Genomic DNA, 17,665 nt, shown 5'->3' on the forward strand with positions numbered 1-17,665 from the left:
TCTTTTATGACGTGGAAGCAAACGAAGCTTACAGAACGCGTGAACCTTTCCCTCCCCATTGTGCAAGCGGGAATGGCGGGGGGAGTGACTACACCGGATCTGGTGGCGGCTGTCTCCAATGGCGGGGGGCTGGGAACGTTGGGGGCCGGGTATATGTCACCGGAAGCGATGCGCGAGGCGATTATGGAGATTCGTCAGAAAACAACGCGTGCCTTTGCAGTGAATTTAATGATTCCCACCCCTTATGAGGAAGATGCAGAAGCAGTTCAACAGATGCAGGACTATCTGCATGCTGTAGAAAAGAAACGGGGGATTACCACGCAGGGGCAGACATCTCGTTCGGGGTTCGCTTTTGAGGATCAATTGAACGTCGTCCTGGAAGAGAAGGTTCCCGTGTTCAGTTTTACGTTTGGTACTCTGGAGCCATCCATCATCCAACAACTTCAGGCGAACGGAACCTGGGTGATGGGGACGGCAACGACAGTAAAGGAAGCCCTGGCGTTGGAAGAGCAGGGTGTGGATGCGGTTGTGGTGCAAGGAAGCGAAGCAGGTGGGCATCGGGGAACTTTTCAACATGCGGAGAACATGCCGTACATTGGGTCGATGGCGTTGATTCCACAAGTGGCAGATCAACTGTCCATCCCTGTGATCGCTTCGGGGGGAATCATGGACGGCAGGAGTGTGTTGGCCAGTTTGATTCTGGGTGCCTCCGGGGTGCAAATGGGTTCTGCGTTTTTAACCACCGTAGAAAGCGGAGCACACGAACGGCATAAAACAGCCCTGCTTCAGAGTACAGATGAATCTACCGTAATCACCAAAGCCTTCTCCGGCAGACCCGCTCGCGGGATGCAAAATGCATTCATTCAGGAAATGAAATCCTATTCAGGAACCATCCCGCCTTATCCGATACAAAATGCTCTGACCAAGCCTTTACGCAAAGCCGCCTCCCAGCAGGGCAATACGGAGGTTATGTCTTTGTGGGGCGGACAAGCGGCCTCACTCGGTCAGTTGCAATCGGCAGGGGATCTGTTACATCGGGTGGATCAAGAAGTGACGGATTTGGTTGATTTATTTCATAAGATGTGATAAAAGCGGAATCAGAAAGTATTTACTGTACGTAGAATAACAGTAGCGAATACACACGGAGGAGAAGCGACATGCGGATCATTAAAGTTGTACTCCATGCCAGTACATGGTTTGCTCCAGCGTTGGTCCCACTGATTGTCTGGTTGCTGGCCACGGAGAAGGAGTTAAAACGTTTGGCCTTGCAGGCGCTGGTGTTTCATTTTGTCATCTGGTTGCTGGTTGGGATCTCCTATTTCTTCTCCTTTGTCCTGATCGGTTTGCCGTTTTTGATTCTGTTCAGTTTGATTGGTTTCATTGTGCCGATTATAGGGATCGTAAGAGCCCTGCAAGATCGTCCCTTTGAGTATCCGATCATTGGATCATGGATCGATTAACACAGGGTAAACAAACCGTTCGCTCGCCGGAAACATCCGGCGAGCGATTTTCACGATCTCATAGATATTGCATCAGAGCTTGAGCATCCTTTCCGACCCATCCCAATAATGCGGAACCTCGGCAGGAAAGCCAGGGTAGGCCTAAAAAATAAAGTTGGTCTACCGGACTTACCCCTCTTTTATGCTTGGGTTGACCAGTGGCATCCAGTACATCCGGGATTTGAATCCAGTGATAGTCGGATTGGAAACCGGTGGCCCAAATAATATTTTGAACTTCCAACCGGGTACCATCCTCAAAGGTTACATCATGGCCAGAGGTGGTGAAAATCGCTTTGGATTTCAGGGTGATGTCTCCGCTTTTCAACACGCTTTTTAAATGCAAATCATATATGATTTCTGGCTGCTTTTTCAGCCATACTCCTTTTTTGCTTGTAGTGGGAGCATCCATTAGCCCAAGCTTTTCATAGTACCAAAAGATGCTTTTTCCAAAGATTTGTAAAGGCATAAATTTCAAGGGACGACTGACGGAAAGAAAGGTTTGTCTATATTTCGCACATTCCACGGCAATTTGAGCACCTGAATTTCCTCCCCCGACAATTAACAGGTTTCCATCCTGCAATTGGTTTGGATTTCGATAAGAAGAGGAATGCATTTGTACAATGTCAGGAGATAACTGCTCAGCAAAGGATGGAATCCAGGGTTGCTGGAAAGGGCCGGTGGAGATCACTACTTTATTTGCCTGATAGGTTCCACGGTTGGTTTTCAGAATGAATCGGCCATCTCGTTTCTCCAATGAATGAACGGTTGTTTGAAAGTGGATGGGTAACGCGTATCGATGAGCATAGGCTTCAAGATCGGCTGCTATATCATCTTTGGTCGGATATGTATGGGGGTCTCTGGAAGCGTTCATACCGGGGAGTTGACTGTAAACTCTGGGAGTAAACAAAACAAGGGAGTCGTACCGTTTACGCCAAGAATCCCCTACCCGTTGATTGGATTCCAATATACAAAATGAGCGATGATTCCTTTTCAGATCGTATCCCATTGCCAACCCAGCTTGCCCAGCGCCCACAACAATGACATCAAATCTGTTCATCATCTGTTACATTCTCCTTATAATTCATGATCGGTATATTTACCCAAAACAGCAACGTGTACTTCTCAGGTGCAACCGCCTTAGATTCTTACTGATAGCAGTCTTTTTGGTTTGATGGATGATTATATGAGCAAATGTTCATTTATTGATTATATGACCAATTAATCGATCTGACAACATAAAGAGAAGATATTGCTTGATCTGTCAGGAAAACAATATTTGATCAGTAATAAAAATACCCGATCCCACCTAAGGATCGAGAATTGCAAATGTTAATGTTTATTTGTTTTCGCATCTTTTGTAAAGTAGGCAGCGAGTAAGAGGAGTCCCACATTTAAAGACCAGTTTAGAATCCCATGTGAACGGAAACCAAACCATTCCGATACCATTTGAATCAGCACCGCCAGAGGGATGGCCACACAGCAGACGAACATAAAATAGCGATTCATTGTATCACCTCTATTCCATTTTACTAAACGATTGGGATTCCAACGAACGTTTTCGAGAGATTTGGCTCCAATCATGTTCATTCAATTCAAAGGGTTAGTCTTCCTTTGTTATCAGATATTTGGTAAAGTAGGCACCTAGTAAGAGGAGTCCAAAATATAAAGACCAAGTTAGAAACCCATGCCAATGGAAACCAAACCATTGCCATACAGTTTCAATCAATGTTACAAGGGGGATGGAAAAAAACAGATCGATATCAAGTAACGTTTCATTTTTACATTTTACCAATCATTCTCTTGGAAATATAATGTGTTTTAATTGTAGCGAATTATTATAATATATATATCTGATTGAAGGAGGGAAGGTCCATGGCTTTACGGGGTGTCCTCCCCCCTCCCTTCATTCCCGCAAAGGATTGACAGCGGGATTGAGAGGTGGGGAAACAGCTTGATCCCGCTCCATTAGATATTTGGGAGGGGATCAGATTGCGTTTTGCAATGTTGTTGGTTTGTATGGCGGCGATGATGTGGGGAACAGCTGGGTTAATCGGGAAATGGTTAAGTGTGGAACATCACTTGGCACCGCTTACGATAGGGGCGTGGCGCCTTCTGTTTGGTGTTCCAATGATGCTTCTGGCAGCCTGGATGGAGAGAAAGAGACGTGGAAGTGCTCAACCGTTACACACCTCGCACAAGCACCTTCTTTTCTTGTTTGGTACAGGGATTGCCGGCTATCAGATCAGCTATTTTTCTGCGGTGGATCGAACCATGGTATCCACGGCGACGCTCATCACCATCTGTTTGGCTCCTGTATTGGTGGCAGTCTGTGCCCGCTGGTTTCTCCGTGAACCCTGGAGCCGGAAAACCGGTTGGGCTTTGCTTCTGGGGATTACAGGGACTGCTTTGCTGATCGGAGTGGACAGTTTGAGTGGTCTATCCGATACGCATTTCCTATTGGGCAATGGATTGGCGCTTGTTGCCGCCTTCTGTTACGGTGGTTACACTCTGGTAGGGAAAAGGCTTCTTTCCGGGATGGAGCCCTTTCGCATTATCGCCTGGGCTTTCTCGATCGGCGCCTTGTTGATGCTTCCTTTTGTTACTTTTCCACCTTTGGACCTGCAGATTTGGGGGGCGCTGTTTCTTCTGGGCTGGGTTCCGACCGGACTTGCCTATATCCTCTATATTTGGGGGCTGAAACGGACAACAGCGACACAGGCTTCCGTAGCAGGATTGTTGGAGCCCTTAACCGCCACTGTGTTGGCCGTCACCTTGCTGGATGAACAATTACATGCTTATGGGTGGGTTGGAGTGATTGTGCTGCTTCTTTCCATGCTTCTTTTATCCACCTCAGCAAATAATAGAGTGAAGAATGAAGTGTTAAAACAATAAATCCGTGTTCAGTTGATAAGACAGATGCCTGATTCTTAAGGGAATCTGGGAATCTGTCTTTTTTGCTTTTTTCTGTTGAAAAAAGAACTTGATCTGTTCAACATTCGTAACTGTATGATCCGTTTGGCTCCTTCTGTTTTTTTAATGAAAAAACAGGGACGTACAACTGTCCACCCTGCATAGTTTCAGGATAGAGGTGGTCAGCATGAAAAAGACAACCAGGAAAAGAGCGTTGTTAAGAGTAGTGAAAGAGACTTATGGTACGCAACCGATGAAAGAGACGTTTCGGAAGGCACTGGAACCCTATTTTGAGATACAGGAAACAGAAAAAACCATGAACAAAAACAGAAGGGATTTTGAAGGAACCACCGATTAGAGGTGGCTTTTTTCGTCTTTGACCGTACATCGATTTTTGCGAATGGAGGGACATATGAGTACAACCTACGCAGTCTATGTCCGAGTTTCAACCGATAAGGATGAGCAAATCGCTTCGGTGGAGAATCAGATGGATATTTGTCGAAACTGGCTGGAGCGCAATGGTTATCGATGGGATGAAAATCAGGTGTTCAAAGATGAAGGAATCAGTGGAACGCTGTTTTTAGAGAGACCTTCCATCCAACTGATTTTGGAGAAGGCCAAGCGAAAAGAGATTCAAATGGTTGTGTTTAAATCCATCAGCCGTTTGGCCAGGGACTTAAAAGACTCATTGGAGATCCGTGAAGTGTTTATGGCTCATAACGTTCGGATCATTTCCGTGGAGGAAGGATATGATTCCCAAAAAGAGGGGAAAAATGATATGGCTTTTGAATTGTGGTCATTGTTCTCTGCTCAATACAGCCGGACACTATCTGCTGGGATTTCTGCTGCGCTCGCCGCAAAGGTGCGCAGAGGAGAGCATATTGGTAAGACTCCATTCGGTTATGACAAAACAGACGGATTCCTCAGGATCAATGAAAAAGAAGCGACAACCGTGCGGATGATATATCGTTGGTACAACCAAGGTTGGGGTTATAAACGGATTATGAATGAACTAAACAACCGTGGAATCAAGCCGAAGTTGATCGATAAGTGGCAGGTCACATCCGTTCAGCGGCTTATCCGAAACCCTGTTTATTGTGGCGATTTTATCCTGAATCAATATACGACGGTTAAGAGAGATGGACGGCGCAAACAGATCCGGAATCCCCCGGAAAAATGGTTATATTTTAAAGATCATCATCCGGCAATCATCTCTCGAACCGAGTGGCAGATTGCCAACCGCAAGGATGACAACGTTTCAAGGAGAAAAGTTACCCCATGGAATGAATTTCGTGGAATAGCCAAGTGCAGTGAGTGTGGATGCCATATGGTGATCGTACAGTCTTATCGCAAACGGGTGGATGGCAGTACAGTTCACTGGAAGTATTTGAAATGCAGTAAATGGCGTCGTGGAGGGGGATGTGTCAATCATCAGCCGATTACATATGAAGCATTCCGTTCCATGATCCTCAATCATATGCAAAAGAAAGGGGAATCCTTTCCTTTGCTGCTTACCAATCAACTGGAGAAGAGAAAACAGGATGAGTTGTTTCAATACAGGCGAAGCCTAAAGCGATGGAAAAGGCGACGAAAACGTTTACTGGAATTGTATCTGGACCGATTGATTGATAAAGAGGAATTTGAGCAAAAAAGAACAGAGGTGGACCGGCAAATCCGCGCCATTTACGATCAGATATCCATTTTAAAGAAAAAAGAATATAGAGAACAACATATGGAGTCCCTTCGAGAGGCTTTTGAATGTCTGCAAGAGCAGAATCAGGACTTGTATGAATTCATGAGGACATTGATTGATGAAATTCGGGTTTACCCGGACGGGGCGACTGAGGTGGATTATTCATTTGAGATGCCAGTCCAGTAATGGTTTGCAATGGGTGCATATAAGAAATGTGATGCAGAAACTGAATGTAAAAGGACGGTCTCAGGCAGTGGTGGAATTAGTCCGGCTCGGAGAATTGGAAATTTAGTCTGTGTTTTGGCCCTACCCTCTGTGTAGGGTTTTTTTGTATGGTTTTTGGCATTTGGAAGTACACTGAAAAAAACACTGAAAAGGAGAATAAACAATGGTTTTTCATTGGAGGTCTATCTTCCTTTTATGCACCCTTTTATTCCTAAGTACTCTGACCGGATGCATGCCCGGTACCCAGAAAAGTCAGCCAAAACAGCCATCATCACCGGAACATCCCCAACCATCTACCTATTTTTCGCCAAAGGAACGGGAAGTGGCGAATTTGCCAACGCTTGAAGGAGGGCCTGAATACTCCATCCGTAAACCGCATCCTGTATCCAATGATTTATTGCAAAGGAAATACCCTGATGTTTTTGTTTTGCGAGCACCTAGAAATCGGAACGAAGTGGCGCTCACTTTTGATGATGGACCGGATCAACGATTTACTCCACAAGTGTTGGATGTGTTAAAAAAGCACCGTGTCAAGGCGACCTTTTTCTTGATGGGTTCACGGGTGAAGGCGTTGCCGGAGGTGACCCGTCGCATTCGGGATGAAGGCCATGTAATTGGCAATCATACGTATTGGCATCCTAACTTGCCAAAAGAAAGTGTGGAACGGATGGACTGGGAGGTACGGGAAACGGAAAAATCGATTCAGCAAGCGACGGGTGATCGTCCTCGGTTTTTTCGTGCACCCTATGGGGAAATGGATGAAAAGCGTTTACGCAGACTCAGGGATATGGGGTATTACATCACCGGTTGGTCTGTCGATTCTCTGGACTGGCGGCAACTCCCTACAGAGGAGATCAAGCATAATGTACTGAGCAATACCCATCCGGGTTCCATCATTTTATTTCACAGCGGTGGGCATTGGACACAGGATTTATCTACCATGGTGGAAGCCTTGGATGAAATCATTCCTCGTTTGAAAGCGGATGGCATTCGTTTTGTCACCGTTCCGGAGATGGTGAAAAAAGGATCATGAGACTGCTGACAAAAGTAATAAAAGGGGGATTTCCGATGGAGCATACTTTTCCGACAACCCAGCGGAATCCCTGGAGGTTCCAACCCTTTAGCGGATATTGTGTCCGCTGGTTGGTGCCGGAGGGGATGAAGTGGACTCTTCTCTCCACTTTGCCATCAACCTCAGCATGCATCCTGCGGGAGAAAGCCTTCTGTAGGATGTCATCATTTATCTTTTAAGAGCAACAATGGAAGATGCTTGTTTCCGGCTTGTTGATCCGTTACTATGTAAGCGAGTGGTTTTGGTTCCTATTCACGAAAACGAACGATGCATTTTTCCAGGAACCAAGGTGTATCTGTAAATAATCGGAAAAGTGGGATATAAGGAGGGGGGGAGGGTGTTGTCACCGTTTTCTCACAATGACTGATAGGTGTAAGCAACTGCCCGTTTGGGTAACAAGAAATGATACGTATTGGAAAGACAGGCTTGTTTGTGTGAATATTCGGTGGCAAGTACCGCGCTATGACTACAAATGAATTGGTGTCGGAGATTGAACGGCTGGTAAGGGAGATTAGCGAGATCGTAAAACGAAAAGGAAGGGATATTTTGGAGGAATTCCCCATTACTCCTCCTCAGTTTGCTGCATTATTATGGTTGAATCAGGAAGGGGATATGACAATCGGGGAATTGAGTCAGAAGATGTATCTAGCGTGCAGTACAATGACTGACCTGGTAGACAGGATGGAAAAAAACCAGCTGGTGGAACGAGTGCGGGATAAGAGGGATCGCAGAGTGGTTCAAATTCACCTTTTGGAAAAAGGGGAATCCATCATCTCTGAAGTATTGGAGGCCCGTCAAGCCTATTTGGCTGGTATTCTTTCCCGGTTTTCCGAATCAGAAGTAAGGAACATATCCGAACATTTGTCTCTTCTGCACAAAGAAATGAATCGATAATTCCTGTTCCTTCAAACGACTTACAAATCACTTAAGGTTTTGGCAGGGTTCTAACACAAACCAATCCAATTGATTTGACATAGGTTGAAGGATAAGGAGCCAAGTTATTTACATTACTGGAGGATGAACAATTTGACGGATCAATATATAATGCGGGGAGCCGTTGGTATTTTGGATTCCGGTGTTGGTGGCTTGACAGTGGTAAAGGAAGTGTTTCGGCAATTGCCCAAGGAAAAAGTAATTTACTTCGGAGATACATTGCGTTGTCCATACGGTCCCCGGACTCCGGAAGAAGTGAATGCGTTTACCAAAGAAATTGTTCGTTATTTATCTCTTTATCCTTTGAAAGCTTTGGTCATTGCCTGTAATACAGCTACTGCGGTCGCCCTGGAGGATGTTCGCCGGGAGGTTTCCATCCCTGTACTGGGAGTGATTGAACCAGGTGCTCGCGCTGCCGTTAAAGAATCCCACCAGGGAAGAATCGGTGTAATCGGTACACAGGGAACCATTCGCAGCTCAGCCTATGAGAAAGCGTTGAAGCAGATCGATCCAGATTTATATGTCGTCAGTCATCCCTGTCCCGCTTTGGTTCCTTTGGTGGAAAGTGGTGAAAGTGATGATGGGTCGGCTCGCCAAATTGTGAAACAGGCATTAGCTCCGTTAAAAGAACACCGCTTGGAATCGTTGATATTGGGGTGTACTCATTATCCCTTGATTTCTTCGCTTATTGGAAAGGAAATGGGAAGTGAAGTCGCCTTGATCAGTTCTGCTGAAGAGACGGCCCGTGAACTGAGTACGGTTCTACATCAAAAGGGCATTCAATACGATGGTATATCCAAGCAGGGTGAACACCTTTTCTTTACCAGTGGAAGACCAGAGATTTTTCAGTTCATCGCTGAACGATGGTTGGAACAGCCGGTAACAGTAAAGCAGGTGGCGTTACCTGAGCTGAAAGAGATTCCTGCGGGTTAGCTCCATAGTTCCTGTCTAAGCAAAAAATACTCCCTTTAGGGAGTGAGACTGCTGACAAAGATAAATAAGAGGGGGAGATCCGGTGGAACATCCTTTTCCGACGACCCAGCGGAACCCCTGGAGGTCCCAACCGTTTAGCGGACAACCTGCTTCCCCTTTTGGCCGCTGGTTGGAACCGGAGGGGGTGAAGCGGACTCCTTCCACTTCTTTGCTGGAGGAAAGAGATGCGGAGACGGATATCTCCCCTTCACCACTTTGTCATGAACCTCACTCCCTTTAGGGGAGTATTTTTCATTTCCCTCAAACATTCTGGGGAAACAAACAAAGTGTGATATTTCCTTCCAGGGCTCGTATACATATACTAGAACTTTGTCCCAGGAGGGAAAAATTATGTGCTACAGATTATGGAAAGGGATCGTTCCTCTGCTGCTATTTCCAATCATTCTGACAGGATGTCTCTTTGGACCAGAAAAAAAGGAGTCCGCTCCAATCGATCCTCCCCCTAAGAATATGGAAAAGGAAGAAGAAGATTCATCCGATTCTTCCAAAGATGATTCCGCTGCAAAGCATAAGGATGAATTGGAGCTTTACTTTATGACCGATGCAGGTTACGTCGTTCCTTATACAATGAATGTTCCTAAGGTGGAGGGGATTGCCAAAGAAGCCATGGAATATATGGTGAAAGGAGGCCCGGCGGAATCGGATTTGCCAGAAGGGTTCAGCGGTATTTTACCTGAGGGAACCCAAATCAACGGGTTGGATATTAAAGATGGTACGGCGACTGTTGATTTTTCGAAACAGTTTTTGGATTATAAAAAGGAGATGGAAGAAAAGATACTGAGTGCAGTAACGTGGACATTGACCGGTTTTGATTCCGTGAAAGAAGTGGACATCCGGGTGGATGGACAGGCACTGGAAGCGATGCCAAAAGGGAAAACCCCCGCCCAGGGAATGACGCGAAATGGGGGAATCAATCTGGAATTGGCCAAAGGGACCCAAGCGAGTCACAGTATGCCGGTAACGCTGTATTTTCTTGGGCAAACCCAGGATAACACGGTTTATTATGTTCCCGTCACCCGGATGATCAATTCGCAGAAGAATGTGGCTAAAGCGGTGATCAATGAGCTTGCAAAAGGTCCTGAACATGGATCTCCACTGGTTAGTGCGTTGACAGAGGCGATCAAGGTAAACAGCGTAAAGATCAAAGGAGATACAGCTACAGCTGATTTCAGTAAGGAATTGTTGCAATACAGTGATGATAAAAAGGCTTCCCGAAATGCCCTTCATGCGATTGTACTGTCACTGACAGAAAATACTGCAGCAAAAAAAGTGAAAATTACTGTTGAAGGAAAGTCGGATCTGGAAGATCAGGGTGGAGACAATTTTGAAAAACCGGTTACCCGACCTGAACGGATTAACCCTGCAGAAATGTGAGTGGCTTTTGCAAGATGTGGGCATGGTAAGGCGAAAGAGGTGGTTGAACGCCTCTTTTTCTTTTGAATTTGGTGCCTCGCACCGGTTGAGGTGCTGTGTTATAATAAAAAAACTATATATTGGAGGGGTATGATTTTGAGAATAGACGGACGGCAATATAATGAACTTCGAAAAGTGCAAATGGTTCCCGACTATATTAAACATGCGGAAGGGTCCGTCTATATTTGTGTCGGGGATACAAAAGTAATCTGTACAGCTTCTGTGGAGGAACGCGTACCGTTTTTCCTTCGGGGTACCGGAAAGGGCTGGGTCACAGCGGAGTATTCGATGTTGCCCCGCGCCACCCAGACCCGGACCGTCCGGGAGTCCAGCAAGGGAAAAGTGGGCGGACGGACCATGGAGATTCAACGGTTGATCGGCCGGAGCCTGCGTTCTGTGGTTCGGTTGGATCAGTTGGGTGAACGGACGATCTGGGTGGATTGCGATGTCATTCAGGCGGATGGAGGTACCCGGACGGCTTCCATTACCGGTGCATTTGTGGCATTAGGTCAAGCTTTGTATGGTTTGGTTCGCAGTGGGACCCTTGATTCTATGCCGCTTACAGACTACTTGGCTGCGACAAGTGTGGGAATTGTGGATGGTGATCCGGTCCTTGACCTTTGCTATCAAGAGGATTCCAAAGCTCAAGTGGATATGAATGTCGTCATGACCGGTTCGGGCAAATATGTAGAGGTTCAAGGGACCGGGGAAGAATCCCCTTTTTCTCCTGAAGAATTGAATCAGCTGTTGGAGTTATCCAAGCAAGGAACGGAAACCTTGATCCAATATCAAAAAGAATTATTGAAGGAAGCAGGAACGTTGATCGGAGGAAAGGCGAATGACGACAACCAAAGCAGAATGGAATCGGAATGAATGGGTGTTTGCCACGCAAAACAAACATAAAGTCAGTGAATTGAACTCTATTTTTCGTGAACAGCTTGGAATCAAAGTCGTAGGGCTCCATTCGTTTAAGGGGCTTCCGGAAATTATCGAGGATCAGGATACGTTTGAGGGCAATGCCAGGAAGAAGGCCGAAACCATTTCACAGGTTTTGGGACGACCTGTTTTTGCGGATGATTCCGGGTTATCGGTCGATTTCCTGAACGGAGCTCCTGGTGTTTACTCGGCTCGCTATGCCGGATTGGGAGCAACGGATGAGCAAAATGTAGAAAAGTTGCTGTATGAGCTAAAAGGGGTTTCACAGGATAAGCGGGGGGCTTCTTTTGTTTGTGTTCTCGCTTTGTCCGTTCCTGGAGAAAAAACGTTTATCGTTCGTGGAGAGTGTCCGGGACGAATCGCCTTTCATCCCCAGGGGGAGTATGGATTTGGCTATGATCCTGTATTTTTCCTTCCGGATCGGGGTTGCACCATGGCAGAGTTACCACCGCATGTGAAGAATCAGATCAGTCACCGGGCGCATGCAACGGAGCGGTTAATCCATTTGCTGAATGAAAAATTTGATTTTGATCAGAAGAGTCTTTCCAAGGAGTGATTTCCTGATGCGTGTTCTTGTTGTCAGCGATTCACACGGTGACGGGAAATCCCTTCATTCTGTCGTCGATCAGGCCCAGGCGGATCATGTGATTCATTGTGGCGACTTCTGTACCCGTCGAGACCAGCTTCCTAAATGCTCACTGACTGTGGTGAGAGGGAATTGCGATTGGGAGGATGTTCCTGAGGAAGATTGGTGGGATGTGAATGAACACCGCTTCTTTGTTACACATGGACATCGTTATCAAGTAAGAAGCTCCCTGTTGCCGGTGCAGTATCGATCGGAAGAGATTGAAGCAACGATTGCCTGCTTTGGTCATACCCACTTTCCGGTTTGCGAACAGGTGGGAAACGTTCTGCTGATCAATCCGGGCAGTTTGGTGGACCCGCGCGGGTTTCCCCGACCTTCGTATGCTGTGGTGGAAATGGGTGCTGAGAGGAAACTCTCTGTCACGTTTTATACGCCGGAGGGGGAAACAATCCCTGAAAGGGGTGGGGTGTTTCGTCCTTGACATGTGGAAAGTAAAGCCAGAGGCTTGCGGGGGAGGGCTGTTCCTGATGATCTTGAAGCCATGGCGATCGTTTCAGTTATCTTGGATTTGAATAAAGTTTTTCTTGACAGAAAGCTGTTTGTGGTATAATATATATCGTGCGACTTTATCGATCTGTCCCAGTAGCTCAGCTGGATAGAGCAACGGCCTTCTAAGCCGTCGGTCGGGAGTTCGAATCTCTCCTGGGACGCCAGATACCAATTGCTTTCCCGGTTTCATCCGGGAAGAATACAGTTATATCTGATCTGCCCCCTGAAAGGGGCTTTTATTGTGCCTGCGTGGCTTCTCTTGCAAAGGAGTGCGCATATGGTATAATGAAACAGTTGTATTGGTACGGAACCCTCAACGGGAAGCGGCTGATTTGTCCCGTATGGTTTCAAATAGAGTTCGTCAGGAGGGAAACAGTCTGATGAAGGCAAGTTGGGAAAAAACTGAAAATAACCGTGGGGTTCTCACGGTTGAGGTGGATGAAAAACAATTTTCCAAGGCGCTGGATCAAGCGTTTCGGAAAGTGGTGAAGAATGTAAACGTTCCGGGTTTTCGAAAAGGAAAAGTTCCCCGTCCGATTTTCGAAAAACGCTTTGGAGTGGAAACGCTCTACCAGGATGCTGTGGAAATTACCGTTCCGGAAGTTTATCCTTCGGCTGTTGAAGAAACGGGTATTGAACCAGTGGATCAACCGGAAATCGATATTGAACAAGTGGAAAAAGGAAAGCCCTTTATTTTTAAGGCAACGGTGACAGTGAAACCGGAAGTGAAACTCGGTGAGTACAAAGGGTTGGAAGTGCCGGAAAAAGACTTTTCCGTCAAAGAAGAAGATGTGGAATCCGAGTTGAAAAAAATGCAGGAGCGACAAGGTACCCTGGAAGTTGTGGAAGACGGCCAGGTACAAGAGAAAGATCGTGCAACCTTTGATTTTGAAGGATTTGTTGACGGAGAACCCTTCGAAGGTGGTAAAGCGGAAAAATATACGTTGGAAGTGGGGTCCGGCCAATTTATCCCTGGTTTTGAAGAGCAGTTGATCGGGATGAAATCAGGAGAGGAAAAGGATATCTCTGTTCAGTTCCCGGAGGATTATCATGCAGAGGATCTCGCTGGCAAGGATGCGGTTTTCAAGGTCGTCATGCATGAAATCAAACGGATGAATCTTCCTGAATTGGATGATGAATTTGCTCAGGATGTCAGTGAGTTTGATACATTGGAAGAATTGAAAGTGGATACAGAGAATAAACTGAAAGAGCAAAAGTCTAAAGAGGAAGAGAATTACAAACGTAACACCTTGGTTGAAAAGGCGGCTGAAAATGCAGAGATCGATCTGCCCGAAGTGATGGTGGAACGTGAGATTGATCAGATGATGCGTCAATTCGAGCAACAACTCCAAATGCAAGGCGTTACCTTGGATCAGTATGCACAATTTACTGGGCAGGAAAAATCTGATCTGCGTGAACAGTTTAAAGATGACGCGGAGAAAAAAGTTCGTGCCAGTTTGGTTTTGGAAGCCATCGCTGAAGCGGAGGAAGTGGAAGTCAGTGATGAGGAAGTAGACGAGGAACTGAAAAAATTGGCAGAACAGATGGGACGGGAGCAAGAAGAAGTCCGTAAACTCCTGCAAGCTCAGGGCGGAATGGATCAAATCCGTGATGAGGTACAGATCCGAAAAACGGTTGACCTACTTGTATCCAATAGTAAAAATACGGCATAATGAAAATAGGACGGAAAAAGCGAGGCACGTTGAAAGCGTGCCTTGTTTTTAAACCATCCGGAAAGGAGGGAAGGATTTCAGGGGAGAAGAAGTCGCTCATTATGCCTTTTGAAAGATCGAATGATTTGAATTGGTGGCTTTAAAACGACCAAGTCTCCAATATTGTTCTTGACAGCGGAGGATTCGGATAAAGATATTTCTCTGTACATACCTGATGTCCATTGCGGCGGGGATGGCAATCCACGATGCGATTCCGTACATAAAACCCAACGTTTCACCATTTTTTGTGGGGCATGGCTGCGAGCATGGGGGCATTCCTGTTGGCGGCTGGTACCAAAGGGAAACGTTTTGCTTTGCCCGACAGCGAGGTGATGATTCACCAACCGCTTGGAGGTGTGCGCGGCCAAGCCGCTGACATACAGATCCACGCCGATCGGAGTGGGGAATCCGCTGTCAAAAATAGAGCGGGGTTCTGATCGTGATTTCTTTGGGAGCTCAGAGAAGCTCTTAACGGTTTGGTGGATCAAGTGATCACCCGCTGAGGATTTTTGAGAGGGGTGATACGAATGTTTAAATTTAATGAAGAAAAAGGGCAACTCAAGTGCTCCTTTTGTGGTAAATCCCAGGATCAGGTTCGGAAGTTGGTGGCTGGTCCCGGAGTATACATTTGTGACGAATGCATTGAACTCTGCAGTGAGATTGTAGAGGAAGAGTTGGGTGGCGAAGAAGATATCGATCTTCAGAATCTGCCCAAGCCTCAAGAGATTAATGAGATTCTCGATCAGTATGTTATTGGGCAGGAATCGGCTAAAAAGTCTCTTGCTGTTGCTGTTTACAACCATTACAAACGGATTAATTCCTCCCAAAAAGAGGACGATGTAGAGCTGCAGAAGAGCAATATTGTCATGATTGGACCGACAGGCAGTGGTAAAACGTTGCTGGCTCAAACCATGGCGCGAATTTTGAACGTTCCCTTTGCCATCGCTGATGCCACATCGCTGACGGAAGCGGGTTATGTGGGAGAGGATGTGGAAAATATCCTCTTGAAATTGGTTCAAGCTGCCGATTACGATGTGGAAAAAGCGGAGCGAGGGATTATTTATATCGATGAGATTGATAAAGTGGCCCGTAAATCGGAAAACCCTTCGATTACCAGGGATGTATCGGGGGAAGGGGTTCAGCAAGCGCTTTTGAAAATATTGGAAGGAACAGTGGCCAGTGTTCCTCCCCAGGGTGGACGTAAACATCCGCACCAAGAGTTTATTCAGATTGACACAAGCAATATCCTCTTTATTTGCGGGGGAGCGTTTGATGGGCTGGAATCCATCATCAAACGCCGGATTGGCAAAAAAGTGATTGGTTTTGGATCGGAAAGCAACACAGCGGATCTAAAACCGGGTGAATATCTGAAAATGGTGCTTCCTGAGGATCTGTTGCGTTTCGGCTTAATCCCAGAATTCGTCGGAAGGCTCCCTGTAATTTCTGCTTTGGAACCACTTGATCAGGAGGCCTTGGTACGGATTCTGACGGAACCCAAGAATGCTCTTGTCAAACAGTATGAAAAGCTGTTGGAGATGGACGATGTACAGCTCAGATTTGAAAAAGGTGCATTAAAAGCCATCGCGGATGAGGCAATTAAACGAAATACGGGTGCACGGGGTCTTCGGGCGATCATTGAGTCGATCATGTTGGATGTGATGTTCGACTTACCTTCCAGGGACGATGTGAGGGAATGTGTGGTGACCGAAGCCACCGTAGTCAATAAAGTGGCTCCGGAGTTGAATACCCAGGAAGGGCAGACGGTTAATAAAAAAGAAGAAAGTGCGTAAATGGGTTGAAACGCATCCTGAAAAGGGTGCGTTTATTATTTTGGTCTTCGTTTTTCGTTACAAAACCTTAAACTATGGTAGAATACTAATGTCGACGGGAAGAAGTTGAACAAAATTTGTGCTATCTTTGATTCTCCTTTTCGGATCTTTTTCCCGGTGAAATACCGTAATTTATGGATGGGAAATCTTTAGAGGAGCTGTGGTTTTCATGGTGCAAGTGGAAGTTGTATCGAGGGAAGATTATCTGTCCTTTATCAAAACGCAGTCTTTGGGGAATTTTATGCAATATCCCTCGTGGGGAGATCTGAAAACAGAATGGAAAAATGATCTGTTGGGATGGTTTGATGCAGAGGGACGTATGGTTGGTTGCGCACTGGTTTTGTACCGGAAACTGCCTGGTATGAACAAATATTTGGCCTACATACCTCGTGGACCAGTAATTGACTGGACTACAAAGGAATTAAAAGAAATGTTTGAGCCTTTATTTGACTATTTGCGTCAAAAAAATGTGTTCAGTGTCAAGATGGAACCGCCGGTCACACGGGCCAAGTGGAAAACACCGACAATTAAAAAATTCCTGAAGGAAATACGTCAACATAATCTTAAAGGAAAAACACTTCGGGATGTGGGTCCCGATGAATTGGATGGTCATGCAGAATATATTCAGCAGGAACTGAATGCGATGGGGTGGAGAAGAAAAGAGAGTGAAGGTGGTTTTTCTGCCATTCAGCCCCAGTATGTATTCCGGCTTCCGCTGAAAGACCGCTCACTCGATGATATTTTTGCCGGATTTCATACCAATTGGCGACGAAATGTGCGAAAATCAGAAAAACAGGGTGTGGAAGTATCTGAAGGGGAAGAGAAGGATCTCAAAGAGTTTTATGACCTGTTAAAAGTGACAGCTGAACGGGATCAATTTGCTGTTCGCGGTTTTTCGTACTTTGAACGGATGTACAAAGAACTGAAGAAAGAAGATCCAAATCGGATTCGGCTGTATATGGCCAGGTATGAAGGGAAACTTCTGGCATCAACCATTGCGACATACTCCAACGGGCATACATGGTATCTGTATGGAGCCAGCGGGAACGAAATGAGAGAAAAAATGCCCAACCATGCGATTCAGTGGAAAATGATCCAGGATGCCCACGCAATGGGGGCCCATACGTATGATTTCCGGGGAATTAGTCATACACTGGATGAATCCAATCCCCTTTATGGATTGTTGCGGTTTAAACTGGGCTTTGGAGGGGAAGCCTGCGAATTGATCGGTGAATGGGATTATCCGCTTCAACCGTTACTTCACTGGGCTTTTGATATGTATATGAAAAAGCGTTAAGGATCTGATATGTTATAT

19 protein-coding genes, 1 tRNA gene and 2 pseudogenes are annotated in these 17,665 nt (G+C 46.1%); 20 read left to right on the top strand and 2 right to left on the bottom strand.

All coding sequences use genetic code 11. The features are described from left to right. Positions 1-6 precede the first annotated feature (6 nt). Positions 7-1,086, top strand: coding sequence for an NAD(P)H-dependent flavin oxidoreductase (locus tag FN782_RS01255; RefSeq protein WP_142503955.1), 1,080 nt, complete (start codon positions 7-9; stop codon positions 1,084-1,086). Between the two features lie 71 nt (positions 1,087-1,157). Next, entirely contained in the window at positions 1,158-1,460 is a 303-nt protein-coding gene (locus FN782_RS01260) for a DUF4870 domain-containing protein (protein WP_142503956.1), read from the top strand. A 58-nt stretch (positions 1,461-1,518) separates the two neighbouring features. On the opposite strand, the gene FN782_RS01265 is transcribed toward FN782_RS01260, so the two are convergent. Both FN782_RS01265 and FN782_RS16610 read right to left on the bottom strand, forming a co-directional pair. Continuing rightward, complete coding sequence (locus tag FN782_RS01265; protein WP_185955961.1) at positions 1,519-2,559, bottom strand: flavin-containing monooxygenase; 1,041 nt, start codon at positions 2,557-2,559, stop codon at positions 1,519-1,521. A gap of 269 nt (positions 2,560-2,828) precedes the next feature. Continuing rightward, positions 2,829-3,005: a hypothetical protein gene (locus FN782_RS16610; RefSeq protein WP_185955962.1), complete on the bottom strand. Its 177-nt coding sequence runs from the start codon at positions 3,003-3,005 to the stop codon at positions 2,829-2,831. A 483-nt stretch (positions 3,006-3,488) separates the two neighbouring features. Between FN782_RS16610 and FN782_RS01270 the strand changes: the two genes are divergently transcribed. The 18 genes and pseudogenes from FN782_RS01270 to FN782_RS01350 all read left to right on the top strand — a co-directional run bounded on the left by FN782_RS01270 (position 3,489) and on the right by FN782_RS01350 (position 17,647). Next, on the top strand, positions 3,489-4,391 hold the full coding sequence (locus FN782_RS01270; protein ID WP_142503957.1) for a DMT family transporter: 903 nt from the start codon (positions 3,489-3,491) through the stop codon (positions 4,389-4,391). Between the two features lie 205 nt (positions 4,392-4,596). After that, positions 4,597-4,767: a hypothetical protein gene (locus FN782_RS16615; RefSeq protein ID WP_185955963.1), complete on the top strand. Its 171-nt coding sequence runs from the start codon at positions 4,597-4,599 to the stop codon at positions 4,765-4,767. A gap of 54 nt (positions 4,768-4,821) precedes the next feature. Beyond that, on the top strand, positions 4,822-6,288 hold the full coding sequence (locus FN782_RS01275) for a recombinase family protein (RefSeq protein ID WP_246064804.1): 1,467 nt from the start codon (positions 4,822-4,824) through the stop codon (positions 6,286-6,288). Between the two features lie 16 nt (positions 6,289-6,304). After that, positions 6,305-6,394 (top strand): annotated as a pseudogene (locus FN782_RS01280) (helix-turn-helix domain-containing protein); the annotation flags it as partial. A 96-nt stretch (positions 6,395-6,490) separates the two neighbouring features. Continuing rightward, on the top strand, positions 6,491-7,360 hold the full coding sequence (locus tag FN782_RS01285) for a polysaccharide deacetylase family protein (RefSeq protein WP_142503958.1): 870 nt from the start codon (positions 6,491-6,493) through the stop codon (positions 7,358-7,360). Between the two features lie 35 nt (positions 7,361-7,395). After that, positions 7,396-7,578 (top strand): hypothetical protein, encoded by a 183-nt coding sequence (locus FN782_RS01290; protein WP_142503959.1) that lies wholly within the window; start codon positions 7,396-7,398, stop codon positions 7,576-7,578. Positions 7,579-7,861: 283 nt separating this feature from the next. Next, complete coding sequence (locus FN782_RS01295; protein WP_142503960.1) at positions 7,862-8,293, top strand: MarR family winged helix-turn-helix transcriptional regulator; 432 nt, start codon at positions 7,862-7,864, stop codon at positions 8,291-8,293. Between the two features lie 150 nt (positions 8,294-8,443). After that, entirely contained in the window at positions 8,444-9,265 is an 822-nt protein-coding gene (gene racE / locus FN782_RS01300) for a glutamate racemase (protein ID WP_142504294.1), read from the top strand. Between the two features lie 82 nt (positions 9,266-9,347). Beyond that, positions 9,348-9,545: a hypothetical protein gene (locus FN782_RS01305; RefSeq protein WP_142503961.1), complete on the top strand. Its 198-nt coding sequence runs from the start codon at positions 9,348-9,350 to the stop codon at positions 9,543-9,545. Between the two features lie 110 nt (positions 9,546-9,655). After that, positions 9,656-10,699 (top strand): GerMN domain-containing protein, encoded by a 1,044-nt coding sequence (locus tag FN782_RS01310; RefSeq protein WP_142503962.1) that lies wholly within the window; start codon positions 9,656-9,658, stop codon positions 10,697-10,699. A 135-nt stretch (positions 10,700-10,834) separates the two neighbouring features. Beyond that, positions 10,835-11,611: a ribonuclease PH gene (gene rph / locus FN782_RS01315; protein ID WP_142503963.1), complete on the top strand. Its 777-nt coding sequence runs from the start codon at positions 10,835-10,837 to the stop codon at positions 11,609-11,611. Further along, on the top strand, positions 11,577-12,230 hold the full coding sequence (locus FN782_RS01320; protein ID WP_142503964.1) for an XTP/dITP diphosphatase: 654 nt from the start codon (positions 11,577-11,579) through the stop codon (positions 12,228-12,230). Before rph ends, FN782_RS01320 begins: the two co-directional genes overlap by 35 nt. Positions 12,231-12,237: 7 nt before the next feature. Beyond that, the gene (locus FN782_RS01325; protein ID WP_185955964.1) at positions 12,238-12,741 is read left to right on the top strand and encodes a metallophosphoesterase family protein; all 504 of its coding nucleotides are present in this window, start codon (positions 12,238-12,240) and stop codon (positions 12,739-12,741) included. 155 nt (positions 12,742-12,896) lie between these two features. After that, positions 12,897-12,973, top strand: a tRNA-Arg gene (locus tag FN782_RS01330). Between the two features lie 216 nt (positions 12,974-13,189). Then, positions 13,190-14,482, top strand: a complete 1,293-nt coding sequence (gene tig / locus FN782_RS01335) for a trigger factor (protein ID WP_142503966.1) — start codon at positions 13,190-13,192, stop codon at positions 14,480-14,482. A 159-nt stretch (positions 14,483-14,641) separates the two neighbouring features. After that, positions 14,642-15,013, top strand: a pseudogene (locus FN782_RS01340) (ATP-dependent Clp protease proteolytic subunit); the annotation flags it as partial. A gap of 35 nt (positions 15,014-15,048) precedes the next feature. After that, on the top strand, positions 15,049-16,311 hold the full coding sequence (gene clpX / locus FN782_RS01345) for an ATP-dependent protease ATP-binding subunit ClpX (RefSeq protein WP_142503967.1): 1,263 nt from the start codon (positions 15,049-15,051) through the stop codon (positions 16,309-16,311). Positions 16,312-16,519: 208 nt separating this feature from the next. Further along, positions 16,520-17,647: a lipid II:glycine glycyltransferase FemX gene (locus FN782_RS01350; protein ID WP_185955965.1), complete on the top strand. Its 1,128-nt coding sequence runs from the start codon at positions 16,520-16,522 to the stop codon at positions 17,645-17,647. The last annotated feature ends 18 nt before the right edge of the window (positions 17,648-17,665 follow it).

It is taken from the genome of Melghirimyces algeriensis (genome assembly GCF_900182565.1).
GTDB lineage: Bacteria > Bacillota > Bacilli > Thermoactinomycetales > DSM-45169 > Melghirimyces > Melghirimyces algeriensis.

Bases quoted from the DNA above. Each gene is read 5' to 3' on its own strand.
- FN782_RS01255 (WP_142503955.1), top strand. From the start codon at position 7: ATGACGTGGAAGCAAACGAAGCTTACAGAACGCGTGAACCTTTCCCTC.
- FN782_RS01260 (WP_142503956.1), top strand. From the start codon at position 1,158: ATGCGGATCATTAAAGTTGTACTCCATGCCAGTACATGGTTTGCTCCA.
- FN782_RS01265 (WP_185955961.1), bottom strand. From the start codon at position 2,559: ATGATGAACAGATTTGATGTCATTGTTGTGGGCGCTGGGCAAGCTGGG.
- FN782_RS16610 (WP_185955962.1), bottom strand. From the start codon at position 3,005: ATGAATCGCTATTTTATGTTCGTCTGCTGTGTGGCCATCCCTCTGGCG.
- FN782_RS16615 (WP_185955963.1), top strand. From the start codon at position 4,597: ATGAAAAAGACAACCAGGAAAAGAGCGTTGTTAAGAGTAGTGAAAGAG.
- FN782_RS01275 (WP_246064804.1), top strand. From the start codon at position 4,822: ATGAGTACAACCTACGCAGTCTATGTCCGAGTTTCAACCGATAAGGAT.
- FN782_RS01285 (WP_142503958.1), top strand. From the start codon at position 6,491: ATGGTTTTTCATTGGAGGTCTATCTTCCTTTTATGCACCCTTTTATTC.
- FN782_RS01290 (WP_142503959.1), top strand. From the start codon at position 7,396: ATGGAGCATACTTTTCCGACAACCCAGCGGAATCCCTGGAGGTTCCAA.
- FN782_RS01295 (WP_142503960.1), top strand. From the start codon at position 7,862: ATGACTACAAATGAATTGGTGTCGGAGATTGAACGGCTGGTAAGGGAG.
- racE (WP_142504294.1), top strand. From the start codon at position 8,444: ATGCGGGGAGCCGTTGGTATTTTGGATTCCGGTGTTGGTGGCTTGACA.
- FN782_RS01310 (WP_142503962.1), top strand. From the start codon at position 9,656: ATGTGCTACAGATTATGGAAAGGGATCGTTCCTCTGCTGCTATTTCCA.
- FN782_RS01320 (WP_142503964.1), top strand. From the start codon at position 11,577: ATGACGACAACCAAAGCAGAATGGAATCGGAATGAATGGGTGTTTGCC.
- FN782_RS01325 (WP_185955964.1), top strand. From the start codon at position 12,238: ATGCGTGTTCTTGTTGTCAGCGATTCACACGGTGACGGGAAATCCCTT.
- tig (WP_142503966.1), top strand. From the start codon at position 13,190: ATGAAGGCAAGTTGGGAAAAAACTGAAAATAACCGTGGGGTTCTCACG.
- clpX (WP_142503967.1), top strand. From the start codon at position 15,049: ATGTTTAAATTTAATGAAGAAAAAGGGCAACTCAAGTGCTCCTTTTGT.
- FN782_RS01350 (WP_185955965.1), top strand. From the start codon at position 16,520: ATGGTGCAAGTGGAAGTTGTATCGAGGGAAGATTATCTGTCCTTTATC.